This is a genomic window from Bacillus sp. AM 13(2015), from assembly GCF_001518755.1.
Taxonomy (GTDB): domain Bacteria; phylum Bacillota; class Bacilli; order Bacillales; family Bacillaceae; genus Bacillus; species Bacillus safensis.
This window is the reverse complement of sequence record NZ_LKCP01000030.1, coordinates 1-15,205: the sequence shown is the minus strand read 5'-3', so window position 1 is coordinate 15,205 and position 15,205 is coordinate 1. Positions and strand designations below refer to the sequence as shown.

At 41.8% G+C, this 15,205-nt stretch carries 12 protein-coding genes and 1 pseudogene; 12 read left to right on the top strand and 1 reads right to left on the bottom strand.

All coding sequences use genetic code 11. The annotated features are described in order from the left end of the window. Window positions 1–16 precede the first annotated feature (16 nt). The 5 genes from recN (at window position 17) to AOQ70_RS03390 (ending at window position 6,836) form a co-directional block, all read left to right on the top strand. Window positions 17–1,750, top strand: a complete 1,734-nt coding sequence (recN, locus tag AOQ70_RS03415) for a DNA repair protein RecN (RefSeq protein WP_058838022.1) — start codon at window positions 17–19, stop codon at window positions 1,748–1,750. Between the two features lie 198 nt (window positions 1,751–1,948). After that, window positions 1,949–3,226 (top strand): SpoIVB peptidase, encoded by a 1,278-nt coding sequence (gene spoIVB / locus AOQ70_RS03410; protein WP_039179850.1) that lies wholly within the window; start codon window positions 1,949–1,951, stop codon window positions 3,224–3,226. A 284-nt stretch (window positions 3,227–3,510) separates the two neighbouring features. Then, window positions 3,511–4,314, top strand: coding sequence for a sporulation transcription factor Spo0A (gene spo0A / locus AOQ70_RS03405; protein ID WP_059374866.1), 804 nt, complete (start codon window positions 3,511–3,513; stop codon window positions 4,312–4,314). Window positions 4,315–4,771: 457 nt separating this feature from the next. Beyond that, window positions 4,772–5,557, top strand: a complete 786-nt coding sequence (locus AOQ70_RS03395; RefSeq protein ID WP_231730822.1) for a Rap family tetratricopeptide repeat protein — start codon at window positions 4,772–4,774, stop codon at window positions 5,555–5,557. Window positions 5,558–6,098: 541 nt separating this feature from the next. Then, on the top strand, window positions 6,099–6,836 hold the full coding sequence (locus AOQ70_RS03390; protein ID WP_058838020.1) for a glycerophosphodiester phosphodiesterase: 738 nt from the start codon (window positions 6,099–6,101) through the stop codon (window positions 6,834–6,836). A 35-nt stretch (window positions 6,837–6,871) separates the two neighbouring features. Here AOQ70_RS03390 and AOQ70_RS03385 read toward each other — a convergent pair whose 3' ends face one another. Next, the gene (locus AOQ70_RS03385) at window positions 6,872–7,108 is read right to left on the bottom strand and encodes a DUF2627 domain-containing protein (protein ID WP_039179838.1); all 237 of its coding nucleotides are present in this window, start codon (window positions 7,106–7,108) and stop codon (window positions 6,872–6,874) included. Window positions 7,109–7,257: 149 nt separating this feature from the next. On the opposite strand from AOQ70_RS03385, the gene AOQ70_RS03380 reads away from it, so the two are divergent. From AOQ70_RS03380 to AOQ70_RS03350, 7 genes and pseudogenes are all read left to right on the top strand, one after another. Continuing rightward, window positions 7,258–9,330, top strand: a complete 2,073-nt coding sequence (locus tag AOQ70_RS03380; RefSeq protein ID WP_059374864.1) for a sigma-54 interaction domain-containing protein — start codon at window positions 7,258–7,260, stop codon at window positions 9,328–9,330. Between the two features lie 123 nt (window positions 9,331–9,453). Continuing rightward, complete coding sequence (gene yqiS / locus AOQ70_RS03375) at window positions 9,454–10,347, top strand: phosphate butyryltransferase (RefSeq protein ID WP_059374863.1); 894 nt, start codon at window positions 9,454–9,456, stop codon at window positions 10,345–10,347. 26 nt (window positions 10,348–10,373) lie between these two features. Continuing rightward, complete coding sequence (gene bcd, locus AOQ70_RS03370; protein ID WP_059374862.1) at window positions 10,374–11,468, top strand: branched-chain amino acid dehydrogenase; 1,095 nt, start codon at window positions 10,374–10,376, stop codon at window positions 11,466–11,468. A 33-nt stretch (window positions 11,469–11,501) separates the two neighbouring features. Beyond that, complete coding sequence (gene buk / locus AOQ70_RS03365; RefSeq protein ID WP_039179830.1) at window positions 11,502–12,623, top strand: butyrate kinase; 1,122 nt, start codon at window positions 11,502–11,504, stop codon at window positions 12,621–12,623. After that, complete coding sequence (lpdA, locus tag AOQ70_RS03360) at window positions 12,613–14,037, top strand: dihydrolipoyl dehydrogenase (protein ID WP_059374859.1); 1,425 nt, start codon at window positions 12,613–12,615, stop codon at window positions 14,035–14,037. Before buk ends, lpdA begins: the two co-directional genes overlap by 11 nt. Window positions 14,038–14,054: 17 nt before the next feature. Then, the gene (locus AOQ70_RS03355; RefSeq protein ID WP_039179824.1) at window positions 14,055–15,047 is read left to right on the top strand and encodes a thiamine pyrophosphate-dependent dehydrogenase E1 component subunit alpha; all 993 of its coding nucleotides are present in this window, start codon (window positions 14,055–14,057) and stop codon (window positions 15,045–15,047) included. A gap of 12 nt (window positions 15,048–15,059) precedes the next feature. Continuing rightward, window positions 15,060–15,205, top strand: a pseudogene (locus AOQ70_RS03350) (alpha-ketoacid dehydrogenase subunit beta); the annotation flags it as partial.

The window sequence follows — 15,205 nt, the reverse complement described above, 5'->3', positions numbered from 1 at the left end:
AAGAGGTGTCAAATGAGTGTTAGCAGAACTAACCATTAAAAACTTTGCAATCATTGAAGAGTTAACGGTTTCATTTGAAAAAGGACTCACGGTCCTAACAGGGGAAACAGGTGCCGGAAAATCCATCATGATTGATGCTGTCTCACTTCTCGTGGGAGGAAGAGGATCCTCTGAATTTGTCCGCTACGGTGAAAAAAAAGCAGAGCTGGAAGGGCTTTTTCTTGTACCAGCCGATCATCCTGTATTTGCTCTATGCGAAGAGCAAGGAATTGACGCATCAGATGAAATGATGATCCTCCGCCGTGATATTAACAACAGCGGGAAAAGCATTTGCCGGATTAATGGAAAGCTTGTCACCATCTCACTTTTACGTGAAGTAGGACGGCTTTTGCTTGATATACATGGTCAGCACGATAACCAGCTGCTTATGGAAGATGAAAATCATCTGCATTTGCTCGATCAATTTGGAGCAGAAGAAATTGCACCAGCTCTCTTGCAGTATCAAGAAGCATATGATCAATATATGAAGACGGCTCAAAAGCTCAGGCAGCTGTCCGAGAATGAGCAGGAAATGGTGCACCGCTTAGATTTACTGCAATTTCAGCTAGAGGAGATTGAGGCAGCGCAGTTAGAGCCGGGAGAAGATGAGCGGCTTCAGGAAGAGCGTCATCAAATCAGCAACTACGAGAAAATCTATTCCTCACTCCAAAACGCGTATAACGCTTTGCGTAATGAGCAAGGAGGACTAGATTGGGTTGGCATGTCCTCAAGCGAGCTTGAGCAAGTGTCTGAGATCAATGATGATTTGAAAAAGCTATCTGAACAAGTATCGAATTCCTACTACTTATTAGAGGATTCAACTTTCCAAATGCGAAGCATGCTGGATCAATTAGAATTTGATCCGGCTCGTCTTGATTTTATTGAATCCAGGCTGAATGAAATGAAGCAGTTAAAACGAAAATACGGCTCAACCGTTGAGGAAATTTTGGAGTATGCAGCGAAGATTGAAGAAGAAATAGATCAAATTCAAAATCGAGACAGCCATCTGCAGACGCTCAAGAATAAACTGGATGCGATGAGCCGTGATGCCCTGCTGGAAGCACTTAACGTTTCGGAGCTGCGTAAAAAATGGGCCAAAAAGCTAGCGAAGCAAATCCAAACGGAGCTCAAGGATTTGTATATGGAGAAGTCTTCATTTGACACAGCTTTTTCTATTCGATACGCGCCTTTTGGAAGCACCGATTGTCCGCTATTAGACGGAAAACCTGTCCAGCTCGGGAAAAATGGAATCGACCAAGCACAATTTGTCATTTCTACAAATACAGGCGAACCGATGAAATCTTTATCGAAAGTAGCCTCAGGTGGAGAAATTTCACGTGTCATGCTCGCTGTGAAGAGTATTTTCTCAGCCAAACAAGACGTCACATCCATTATCTTCGATGAAGTTGATACAGGCGTCAGCGGCAGAGTCGCACAAGCCATTGCTGAAAAAATTTACAAAGTAGCATCTGGATCACAAGTGCTCTGCATTACACATCTGCCTCAAGTAGCCGCAATGGCTGACACACATCTCTTCATTTCGAAACGCTCAAAAGCGGGCAGAACACTGACGAGTGTCAAACCATTAAGTCATGAAGAAAAAGTGAGTGAAATTGGCCGGATGATTGCCGGTGTGGAAGTCACAGAGCTGACAAAACAGCACGCAAAAGAACTATTGCACCAAGCAAATGATGTCAAAACAACAGGGTAGCTGAATCATCAGCTGCCTTTTTTATGTTGTGTAAAAGACGGCGTATATACCCATAAAATCGTCTTTTTCTTTTATCAATTTATCCAATCATTTTCTAAAGCTGCCGGTTATAAATCCTCTCGAAGAAGGCAAAAGTAAAGATGTAGCCAAAACATGAGTGTTCTGGTGTGGGTAAGGAGCGAGGAGAGTGAAAAATGAATGCCCGAAAAGATGAGAAAAGCCATTGGTGTGATTCTCCTTGTTTCTTTAATAAGTACAGGGTTTATGAGCATAGTGAAGGAATACATCAGCATTCCAACAAATGTTGCTGTATTTGAAAAACAGAAGCACTCAATTGACACATCGATTGAAGCGTCAGCCAATGCTTCTTCGCCAGCCTTTAGCCTTTCAGAGAAAGAGAATCAGCTGGATATTACAGGACAAAAGGCGGGAAAAGCCGAAATTGTTTATGATTTTAAAGGATTTCCTATTAAGAAAACAAAAGTTGATGTTCTCCCTGAATTAAAAGTCGTTCCTGGAGGACAATCCATTGGCGTCAAGCTCCACTCTGTAGGAGTTCTCGTTGTAGGTTTTCATCAAATCACAACAGCAGACGGCAAAAAATCACCAGGTGAAGCCGCAGGCATTCAATCAGGGGATATGATCATTGAAATCAATGGTCAAAAAATGGAGAAAATGAATGACCTCACCCCATTTATTCAGAAAGCAGGGAAAACGGGTGAAACCCTTCGTTTGCTCATAAAGAGAGATCATAAAACCTTTCAAACAACATTAACACCCGCAAAAGATGCAAGTGAAGGCATCTATCGAATTGGTCTTTACATTCGTGATTCTGCAGCAGGAATCGGCACGATGACCTTTTTTGAACCTTCATCTAAAAAATATGGTGCCCTTGGGCATGTGATTTCTGACATGGATACAAAAAAACCAATTGTTGTCGACAATGGTGAAATTGTCAGATCAACAGTGACATCGATTGAAAAAGGTACAGGAGGCAATCCTGGAGAAAAATTGGCGAGATTTTCTTCCGAAAGAAAAACAATAGGAGATATCTCCCGCAACAGCCCTTTTGGTATCTTTGGTACGTTAACCGAAAAGCTTGAAAATCATGTAGCAGATAAACCACTTCCAGTCGCTTTATCAAATGAAGTAAAAGAAGGCCCAGCAGAAATTTTAACCGTTGTGGATCATGATAAAGTGGAGAAGTTTGATATTAAAATCGTCAGCACAACACCGCAGAAATTCCCAGCAACTAAAGGAATGGTATTGAAGGTAACAGATGAGCGGCTCTTAAGCAAAACGGGCGGAATCGTCCAAGGAATGAGCGGAAGCCCCATCATCCAAAATGGCAAAGTCATTGGAGCTGTCACACACGTATTCGTCAATGATCCGACTAGCGGGTACGGCGTACACATTGAATGGATGCTGTCAGAAGCAGGAATCGACCTTTATCAAAAAAACAAAAAAGCAAGCTGATCTTAAACTGCCGCGAATCTTCCGGCAGTTTTTTTCTACCCTTTCTTTCTCTTCCATCATGTTATAAAATAAGGAAAAAGAGATTTTTCGACAAAATGGAAAAAAGCTTGCTGTCAAATTGCAATAATCGTCGATTCGTTAAGAAAAACGTAGAAAAAGCTAGATAATGCTCTATTATTCGGAAAATTAAAGTTTTTTAAAGGTGATAGCATGGTTTTGTCGAATTGAACACTCAGAAGAGAAATGCAAAAGACTAAAGGAATCGACATTGGGGAGGAAAGAACGTGGAGAAAATTAAAGTGTGTGTAGCTGATGACAATCGAGAGCTTGTTGGCCTTTTGACAGAGTACATTGAGGGACAGGAAGATATGGAAGTACTTGGCGTGGCGTATAATGGTCAGGAATGCCTGACATTATTTAAAGATAAAGAGCCCGACGTTCTCCTCTTAGATATTATTATGCCTCATTTAGACGGTCTTGCTGTACTAGAACGCCTCCGTGAAAACGATGAAATGACAAAACAGCCAAGTGTGATTATGCTAACAGCCTTTGGACAAGAAGATGTCACGAAAAAAGCAGTTGATTTGGGCGCATCTTATTTCATTTTAAAGCCATTTGATATGGAAAACCTAGTAGGTCATATTCGTCAAGTCAGTGGAAACGGCACACAAGTTACCCATCGCTCTTCATCAATCCAAAACAGTGTTCTTCGCAACAAACCTGAACCGAAACGTAAAAACTTAGATGCGAGCATTACGACCATTATTCATGAGATTGGCGTGCCCGCTCATATTAAAGGGTATTTATACTTAAGAGAAGCGATTTCTATGGTGTACAATGACATTGAGCTTCTCGGAAGCATTACTAAAGTGTTGTACCCAGACATTGCAAAGAAATTTAACACGACCGCCAGCAGGGTGGAACGGGCGATTCGTCATGCCATTGAAGTCGCTTGGAGCAGAGGGAACATTGATTCCATTTCCTCACTCTTTGGTTATACTGTCAGCATGTCAAAAGCGAAACCAACCAATTCAGAATTTATTGCCATGGTAGCTGATCGTTTGCGATTAGAGCATAGAGCTAGCTAGTTTATTTTTCATGAAAAAACGTTTCTTCATTGAGACGTTTTTTTATTTTGAAACATGTTGTCAAAATTTGGTTAGGTTGATAAAATCATCTTAATGTTTAAATTGGACAAACGGGTTGCTTTATTTTCAGAATAAAATGAAAAATAAAGCATGAAAAAAATAAAAAAAGACATAAAATAATGGTAATCAGCTGCTCCAATCGATCATGAAGTCTTCAAAATAGAAGAAGAAAACGCTCATTCGTAAGAAAAAGGATGAGAGGAAAAGGTCTTATGGAAATGGTAATTAAAGCAAACGAGATCGAAAGTTCTATTTCTATTGACCTGATTGATTGGCGTTTTAAAGTCACTGGCTTCTTAGAGATTGTGCCATTTGAACTGAATATTCCCATTGTCGAATTTAATAATTTTCACATTCTTTTACTATGCTATAATAATGAAAAGAAGAGGGTGAGGTTATGGGAAAGCTGAAAATCCACTCTGCTGAGGTAGCGAACGAAATTAGCAAGTGGACGAGGGTCATTTCTCAGAATGACTTAGAAAAATCTGCTGTCTATAAAGAGAAAATTCAGAATTTGCTAAAAAATACAGATGAAGACCGTGAAGTTCTCCTTTATTATCAGCTTGTTGACGGCAGACATGAAATGTTACTTGGAAATATTGAAAAAGCCAATCAAATTATGAAAAGTGTCGGAACGCTTGATGAGAAGGCAGATGACATTATTAATTTTTATTTTTACTTTTACAAAGGCCAATATGCTGCATATGTGAAAAAGTATGATGAAGCCATTAGTTTTTACAAAATTGCAGAACAGCGGCTAAAACGTGTGAATGAAGACCTTGAAGTAGGAACTTTTCACCATAAGGTTGCTTCAATTTATTACGAACTGAAACAAAACTTCATATCCATTAATCATATTAAAAAAGCCATCGATACATTTAAAGCGCATGAAGAGTATACAGCGCAGGCAATTGACAGCTTGATTTTACATGCAAGTAATTGTATTGATTTGTTCCAATTCGATGAAGCAGAGGAGAAGTATCAAGAAGCACTTGAGAAAAGTAAGCGCATTAACAATGAAGTGCTGATTGGGAAATGCTATCACAATTTAGCTGTTCTTTATTATGCAAAGCATGATTATGAAAAAAGCGCACATTATGCAAAAAAAGGAATGGGCATTCAAATTCACCGTGACAATAGTCATTATTACATCCAATCTTTATATGTTCTGGCAAACGCTTAGTGCATCTAGGAGATCAAGAGGCGAGGGAATATATTAAAGAGGGTATTCTGTATAGCTGTGATATCCAAAATAATGAATATATAGTAAAATTTGAAATTTTGGATTTGATGTGCGAGAATAGTGGGGCAGCAGACGTATTCTCTGAAAAATTAGACTACATAGAAAAAAATAGATTATATGTGGAGCTTGAGGATTTGTCTGAACAAATATCGAAATACTTCAAGGAACGAAATGATTATCAAAATGCCATTCGTTTTCTTGAAAAGAAATTCGATGCACAAATACTTCAAAAGAAAGTGGAGGTTATCTTATGAAAAAGTTGTTGTTAGGTGTAACCGTTGTTACAGCAGTCGCAGTTGTTTCTTCCCTTTTTGCTCTTGACGCAGAGACGACAGAGCAAGCCATCAGAGCGATTACGTGATCGAATTTATCTGTCAACCTCTTCATGCGAATCAGAAGAGGTTTTTTTATGTGCTCAAAACTGGAAAAACGAAAAAAGACACGTCATAATGAAAGGAAGCATCATATTTAGAGGTGACCTATGACGAAAATTTTTGCACACAGAGGCTTTAAAGGCATTTATCCTGAAAACACCATGATAGCCTTCGAGCATGCACTCCATTCGGGAGCTGACGGAATTGAGCTGGATGTTCAGCTGACGAAAGACGGCAGACTTGCTGTTATTCACGATGAGAAACTGAACAGGACAACGAATATGAAAGGTTTAGTGAAAGACCATACATATGAAGAATTAAAAGCGGGAGATGCGAGTCATTCTTTTTATGAAGAAACCGGTGCTGTATCCATTCCTCTTTTAGAGGAAGTATTAGAGCTAGTGACGCAGCAATCATCATTGATCATTAATATTGAACTGAAAAACTCCATTTATCGATATCCAGGTATCGAGGAGAAAGTAAAAAAGCAAATCGAGCATTTTCAAATAGAAGACCGTGTACTTGTTTCATCGTTTCATCACGGCAGTTTAGCTCTTTTTCACAAACTGATGCCGCATGTTGAACTTGCTGTACTCACAATGGATGTGATTCATCAGCCGGAGATGTATATAAAAACAGTACCAGCAAGAGGCTATCATCCAAATATTAAGGGTGCAGGCGTGACCAAAGAGGTTGTGTCAACTCTCCATGCATCTCAGCAAGTAATCAGGCCGTTTACAGTAAACAGTGAAAAGCAAATGAAAAACATGTTTTCCTTAGGTGTTGATGGCATTTTCACTGATTTTCCTGACCGAGCCGTGAAAATAAGAGAAGAAATGAAATAAAGACCTGCTATCATCAGCGGGTCTTTTTTCACGTTTTATCTCTGCTTAAAGCGAGCAGTCACTTTATTTCGTTTACGGTCTCTATATAAAATAAAGCCAGCCACTACATAAAGACCTCCCCCTAAAAATAACAACCCTGCAATTCCTTGCAGCCATAAAAATGGAAATGGTGCAATGATGATGCCGAAAACAGTGTCACGCAGCAGCTTAATCCCAAGTGCAGCAAGCGCGCCAGGTATTAAAATAATCACTAGTGCAAGTATTCTCCCCATCAAATGTCCCCTTAAACGTCATTTACTTCCATTGTCTAATTCAAAAAATATTTTGTCAAGAAAGGAAAACGTGGTAATATAAGAGTTGTGCAATTTTTTGCAACGGAAAAATATGGTGTGCAAATTTTTTCATATAAAGGGGTAACGGGATGCAGAGAGTCTTGATTGTCGGTGCGGGACAGGGTGGATCAGCATTGCTAGAAACATTGCTGAAAACAAATATGATTCAAATCATTGCGATCGCCGACCTTGATCTTGAGGCACCGGGGATGGCAGAAGCGAAAAAGAATGGAATTGATACGACAACGGATTGGAAAGAATACATAAAAGATGACATTGATATCATCATTGAAACAACGGGCAGTTCAGCAGTGCTGAAAGAGCTGATGGAAGAAAAGCCGGAGCATGCTGTCATTGTTCCAAGTTCAATGGCTTACGTCATATCAGAATTAATGTCAGAAAAACAACAGCTAATTCAAATATTAAAAGAACAAACCTATAAGCATGACCGCATTTTTAATGCAACGAACGATGGGATGATTTTTATAAACATGGACGAAGAAGTCGTCCTGTTTAATCGATCAGCGGCCAAAATGGTTGGATGTTCGCAAAAAGATGCGATTGGCCGCGACATACGAGAAGTGATCCCAAACACAAAACTTCCCGACATTTTAAGATCGAGAGAGCCAGAATTTAATCAAAAACAATTTCTGAACCAGCAAATACAAATTGTCACAACGCGTTTGCCAATTATTGATGACGCGGGGAGAATGCTAGGTGCTTTATCGATCTTTAAAGATATTACAGATGCCGTTGAGCTTGCGGAGGAAGTAACGAACCTTAAAGAAGTGCGAACCATGCTGGAGGCGATCATTCAATCGTCAGATGAAGCCATATCGGTTGTTGATGAGCAGGGAAAAGGGATTTTGATCAACCGAGCTTATACGAAAATGACTGGATTAACAGATAAAGAAGTTGTGGGGAAACCTGCAGGTGCAGATATTTCTGAAGGAGAAAGCATGCATTTGAAGGTACTTGAAACAAGAAGACCGGTTCGAGGCGTCAGAATGAAAGTCGGGCCGAATAAAAAAGATGTGATCGTCAACGTAGCGCCGGTTATCGTTGATGGCATCTTAAAAGGCAGTGTCGGCGTCATTCATGACGTATCAGAAATTCAATCACTCACGAATGAACTAAATAAAGCAAGGCAGCTTATCCGGACACTTGAAGCAAAGTACACATTTGAAGACATCATTGGAGAAAGTGAGCAAATGCTTGTGGCACTTGAGCAGGCAAAGCTAGGCGCAAAAACGCCAGCCACCATTTTACTCCGGGGAGAATCAGGTACTGGAAAAGAGCTGTTTGCGCACGCCATTCACAATGAAAGTGACCGGAAATATAATCGCTTTGTACGGGTCAACTGTGCAGCCTTATCTGAGACTCTTTTAGAGTCAGAGCTTTTTGGCTATGAAGAAGGAGCGTTCTCTGGTGCAAGGCGCGGCGGGAAAAAAGGACTGTTTGAAGAGGCGAATCAAGGCAGCATTTTCTTAGATGAAATTGGTGAAATGACGCCAAGTACACAGGCGAAGCTGCTGCGCGTCATGCAGGAGAAAGAAATTGTAAGAGTAGGCGGAACAAAGGCCATACCAGTTGATGTTCGTGTGATCACGGCGACAAATGTCAATATTGAAAAAGCGATGGCGGAAGGAAAGTTCAGAGAGGACTTATATTATCGCATGAACAGATACCCGATCTCTATTCCGCCGCTAAGGCAGCGCCTTGAGGATATTGACTCGTTAAGCAAACGTCTCATCCAAAAGATCAATTTAGACTATGGACGGAACGTGCGCGGGTTAACAGAACAGGCGCTTCATAGACTGCGATCATATAAGTGGCCTGGAAACGTAAGAGAGCTTGAAAATGTACTTGGACGAGCCATGATCTTTTTAAACCCGCAAGAAGAATGGATTGATGAGGGGCATATTTCATTCATGGAGTCTGAAGAACAGGAAGAAAAAGAGCAGCAGGAACTGGCTGTCAGTCAATTTGAGGGAGAGACGCTTTCGGATGCTGTTGAGGCATTTGAAGCGCAGCTGATTAAACAAACCCTTGAAAAGCATCAATTCAATCGCACGAAAACAGCGAAAACGTTAGGGATCAGCATACGGAACCTTTACTATAAAATGGATAAATATCAACTTGCAAAAGATAGCATGCAATAAAATGCATGTAAACTGCAAAAGATTGCACGAATGGCATGCGAACTGCCTCATTTTACTGTATTTCAAACTGGCACGGAACTTGCATATAAAACATGAACCGAGCACAAGGAAAGGTGGGCATATATGAAGCTTGACGATCTGATTATGAAAGCCGCCCAGCTGCAGAATAAAACGGCGGCTGTGGCTCATGCAGAAGACGAAGAAGTGCTTCATGCCATCAAGATGGCAATTAAGCGAAAGGTCGCTCGCTTTCTCCTGGTTGGGAACAAACGCAACCTGAAGGAGCTAGTGAAACAGCATGAAATCGATGAGGACTGGATAGATATTATTCATTCAGATTCTCCCGAAGAATCTGCCAAAATAGCCGTGCAGGCAGTGAGCGAGAAGCATGCAGATATTTTGATGAAGGGGCATGTCCCGACAGCCGTTCTTTTAAAAGCAGTACTGAATAAAGAATATGGGCTCAGGACAGCAAGGGTCCTATCACATGTCGCAGCATTCGAAGTACCGGGCTTTGACCGCTTTATTTATGTCACGGATTCTGCGATGAACATCGAGCCCGATTTAAATATGCTGAAAGAGATTACGATCAATTCTGTTCAAGTAGCACAAGCTGTAGGAAACGACATGCCAAAGGTTGCAGTGCTCTCTGCGGTCGAGGTCGTGAATCCGGCAATGGATTCAACTTTAACTGCGGCAAGTCTTGCGCAAATGAATCGGCGGGGGCAAATTTCTGGATGCCTAATTGATGGGCCTCTTGCTTTAGATAATGCCATCTCTCAAACGGCAGCTTCTCATAAAAATATTACGAGTGATGTAGCCGGCCATGCAGATATTTTGCTTGTGCCAACAATTGAGGCAGGAAACATTCTTTATAAATCTCTCATCTACTTTGCACATGCGAAGGTGGGAGCTGTGGTGGCAGGAGCGAAGGCACCGATTGCTTTAACAAGCCGGTCTGATTCAGCTGAAAGTAAGCTTTATTCAATTGCGCTTGCCATCTGTACATCAAATTAAGCGGAAGTAATAGGAGGAATAACACAATGGAACTTTTTAAATATATGGAACGATACGATTATGAACAGCTTGTATTTTGTCAGGATGAGCAGTCTGGCTTAAAAGCGATTATTGCGATTCATGATACAACACTTGGACCTGCACTAGGCGGAACGAGAATGTGGACGTATGAAAACGAAGAAGCAGCTATTGAGGATGCACTGCGTCTAGCAAGAGGAATGACTTATAAAAACGCGGCAGCAGGACTTAATCTTGGCGGCGGAAAAACAGTGATCATCGGTGACCCGAGAAAAGACAAAAACGAAGAAATGTTCCGTGCCTTTGGACGTTACATTCAAGGGCTGAATGGCCGCTATATTACAGCGGAAGATGTCGGTACAACGGTAGAAGATATGGATCTCATTCATGAAGAAACCGATTTTGTCACAGGGATCTCTCCTGCATTTGGTTCATCCGGAAATCCGTCTCCAGTCACAGCTTACGGTGTATATAAAGGGATGAAAGCCGCTGCCAAAGCTGCTTTCCGTACAGATTCATTAGAAGGAAAAACAATTGCTGTCCAAGGTGTTGGAAATGTGGCCTACAATCTGTGTAAACATCTGCACGAAGAAGGCGCACAACTTATTGTCACAGATATCAACAAAGACTCTGTCAAGCGAGCTGTTGAAGACTTCGGCGCAAAAGCAGTCGATCCTGACGATATTTATGATCAAGCATGTGATATTTATGCACCGTGCGCACTTGGTGCAACCATTAACGATGTAACCATTCCTAAGTTAAAAGCAAAAGTGATTGCAGGTGCTGCAAATAACCAGCTAAGAGAAACGCATCACGGAGACCTTATCCATGAAATGGGGATTGTATATGCTCCTGACTATGTGATCAATGCAGGCGGTGTGATTAACGTGGCTGATGAGCTTTATGGCTATAATGCAGATCGTGCGATGAAAAAAGTCGAAGGCATTTATCAAAATATTGAACGTGTGATTGAAATTTCAAACCGTGATGCCATTCCAACTTATAAAGCGGCAGACCGATTGGCTGAAGAGCGAATTGAAAGAATGCGCAAATCAAGAAGTCAATTCTTGCAAAATGGTCAACATATTTTAAGTCGTCGCTAATTGGAAGAATGAGTTGAAACGGAGGTTTTGTTTTTGCTGACAAAAGAATGGCGTATTCTCACGATTAATCCTGGCTCTACTTCAACAAAAATCGGTGTGTTTCATAATGAACGTTCTATTTTTGAAACGACACTTAGACATACAGATGAGGAATTAAAGTCGTTTCCTCATATCATTGATCAATTTTCTTTCCGAAAAGAAACCATTTTGAAAACACTGCATGAACAGGGGATGAATATCTCAAAGTTTGATGCAGTGTGCGCGCGCGGCGGTCTTCTTCGTCCGATTGAAGGAGGCACATATGAAGTCAATGAGCAAATGGTGAAAGACTTAAAAGAAGGATATGCCGGCCAGCATGCATCTAATCTCGGCGGAATCATCGCGAGAGAAATCGCACTTGGCCTGAATATCCCAGCTTTTATTGTCGATCCAGTTGTGGTGGATGAACTAAAGCCAATTGCTCGTATTTCAGGGCTGCCAACGATCGAAAGAAAAAGCATCTTTCATGCATTAAATCAAAAAGCGGTCGCAAGAAAAACAGCGGCTTCTTTTGGAAAAAGTTACGAAGATTTAAACATGATTATTACTCATATGGGCGGCGGTATCACCATTGGTGTTCATGAAAAAGGGAAAGTCATCGATGTCAATAACGGTCTGCATGGCGAAGGTCCTTTCAGTCCTGAGCGTGCGGGTACCTTGCCGACAGGTGATCTTGTAAATCTTTGTTTTTCGGGTGAGTATACCCAAGAGGAAATGCTCAAACGCATTATTGGTGAAGGCGGGCTAGCGGGCTATCTTGGCACGACAGACGCTGTAAAAGTGGAACGCATGATTGAAGCAGGTGATGAGCGTGCGGCGCTCATTTATGAAGCAATGTGCTATCAGATTGCCAAGGAAATTGGTGCGGCTAGCGCTGTTTTAAAAGGAGCAGTTGACGTCATTGTATTAACAGGCGGACTTGCGTACAGCAAACAAATTACATCAAGTATTCGCGGCTATATTGACTGGATTTCAGATGTTGTCGTGTATCCAGGTGAAAATGAGCTGCAATCGTTAGCGGAAGGTGCGCTTCGTATTTTAAAAGAAGAAGAATCACCGAAAGAATACCCAAATGATCAACAGGAAAAGAAAGGAGTGACAAGTCATGGCAACTGAATATGACCTCGTCATTCTTGGTGGAGGCACAGGCGGCTATGTAGCAGCCATCCGTGCCTCACAGCTTGGATTGAAAACAGCAGTTGTAGAAAAAGAAAAGCTCGGCGGAACATGTCTTCATAAAGGCTGCATTCCATCTAAAGCGCTGCTCAGAAGTGCAGAAGTATATCAAACCGTCAAACGCGCAGCTGATTTTGGTGTTGAGGCAGGCGGCATTGCCTTGCAATTTGCGAGTGTGCAGAAAAGAAAAACAGAGATTGTCGAAAAACTAGCAGGCGGCGTCAAACACTTAATGAAACAAGGGAAAATTGATGTATATGAAGGAATTGGCCGTATTCTTGGCCCATCTATCTTTTCGCCAATGCCAGGAACGATCTCCGTAGAAATGGCAAATGGAGAGGAAAATGAAATGCTTATTCCAAAGCAGGTCATCATCGCAACAGGCTCAAGACCGCGGGTGCTGCCAGGGCTTGAAGCAGATGGAACACACATCCTCACATCAGATGATGCACTTGAACTGCCAGAGCTTCCGCAGTCGATGCTCATTGTCGGAGGCGGAGTGATCGGAATCGAGTGGGCGTCTATGCTCAATGATTTTGGTGTGAACGTCACTGTGATTGAGTTTGCAGACCGTATTTTACCAACAGAAGATCATGACATTTCTAAAGAAATGGAAAAACTATTATCTAAAAAAGGCATCACCTTTGTGACAAATGCGAAGGTACTGCCAGATAGCGTAGAAAAGCAGGAAAATCTCGTGACAATTCAAGCGGAAAAGGATGGAGACATTCAGACGTTCGAAGCGGAAAAACTCCTTCTTTCAGTCGGCAGAGTACCTAATATCGAAGGCATAGGTCTTGAAAACACGGACATCCAAACCGAAAAACAAGGCATTGTCGTGAATGAACATTATCAAACGAAAGAATCGCATATTTACGCAATAGGAGATGTCATCGGCGGGCTTCAGCTCGCACATGTGGCTTCTCACGAAGGTATGATTGCTGTTGAACATATGGCTGGGAAAGATCCAAAGCCGCTCGATGAAACGCTCGTATCTAAATGTGTTTACTCTCACCCAGAAACCGCTAGTGTTGGACTCACTGAACAGGCGGCAAAAGAGCAGGGCTTTGAAGTCAAAATAGGGAAATTCCCATTTATGGCGATTGGAAAAGCGCTTGTGTACGGGGAGTCTGATGGATTCGTCAAAATCATTGCCGATCAAAAGACAGATGATATTTTAGGAATTCATATGATTGGTCCTCATGTAACAGATATGATATCTGAAGCTGGATTAGCCAAAGTACTTAATGCAACCCCGTGGGAAGTGGGGCAGACGATACACCCGCATCCGACCTTATCAGAGGCGATTGGCGAGGCAGCCCTTGCTGTTGACGGGAAGGCGATCCATTTTTAATCAAGGAGGGAAACATGATGAGTAACATGCGTCATCAGGAATTAGGATTATCAGATGAACAAGCAATTGATATATATAGAACAATGCTTCTAGCGAGAAAAATCGATGAACGGATGTGGCTATTAAACCGTTCAGGTAAAATTCCATTCGTCATTTCTTGTCAAGGGCAGGAAGCGCAGCAAGTCGGTGCTGCATTTGCCCTTAATAGAGAAGAAGATTACGTCTTACCTTACTACCGTGATATGGGGGTTGTCCTTGCTTTTGGGATGACAGCAAAAGATTTAATGATGTCTGGTTTCGCAAAACAAGACGATCCAAACTCAGGCGGAAGACAAATGCCGGGGCATTTTGGACAAAAAGCAAATCGAATTGTGACCGGATCTTCACCTGTAACAACGCAGGTTCCTCACGCGGTGGGAATTGCCCTTGCTGGACGATTAGAGCAGAAAAACTTTGTCAGCTTTGTCACGTTCGGTGAAGGCTCATCAAACCAAGGAGATTTTCACGAAGGCGCTAACTTCGCTGCTGTGCATAAACTGCCTGTTATTTTCATGTGTGAAAACAATAAGTACGCGATTTCCGTACCATATGACAAACAAGTGGCCTGTGAACGCATTTCAGATCGTGCGATTGGATATGGGATGCCTGGCGTAACTGTAGATGGAAATGATCCGCTTGAAGTATATGCCGCTGTCAAAGAAGCGAGAGACCGTGCGGCAAGAGGCGAAGGCCCGACATTGATTGAAACAATCTCTTACCGTTTAACTGCGCATTCAAGTGATGACGATGACTCAAGCTATCGAGAAAAAGAAGAAGTGCTCGAAGCAAGAAAGAAAGATCCGCTCATCCAATATGAAACGTATTTAATCGAAGGAAACGTCATGACTTCTGAAATGAAAGAAGAGATGACAAAAGAAATCATGCAAATCGTAAACGAAGCCACTGATGAAGCGGAAAACGCAGCTTATGCTGAAGCAGAAAGCGCACTTCGTTACGTGTATGCGGAGTAAGGGGGAAGAAAAATGCCTGTTATGTCATATATAGACGCCATTACACTGGCGATGAAAGAAGAAATGGAACGAGATCCGAAAGTGTTTGTGCTCGGAGAGGATGTCGGGAAAAAAGGCGGCGTATTTAAAGCGACAGCGGGTCTTTACGAGCAATTTGG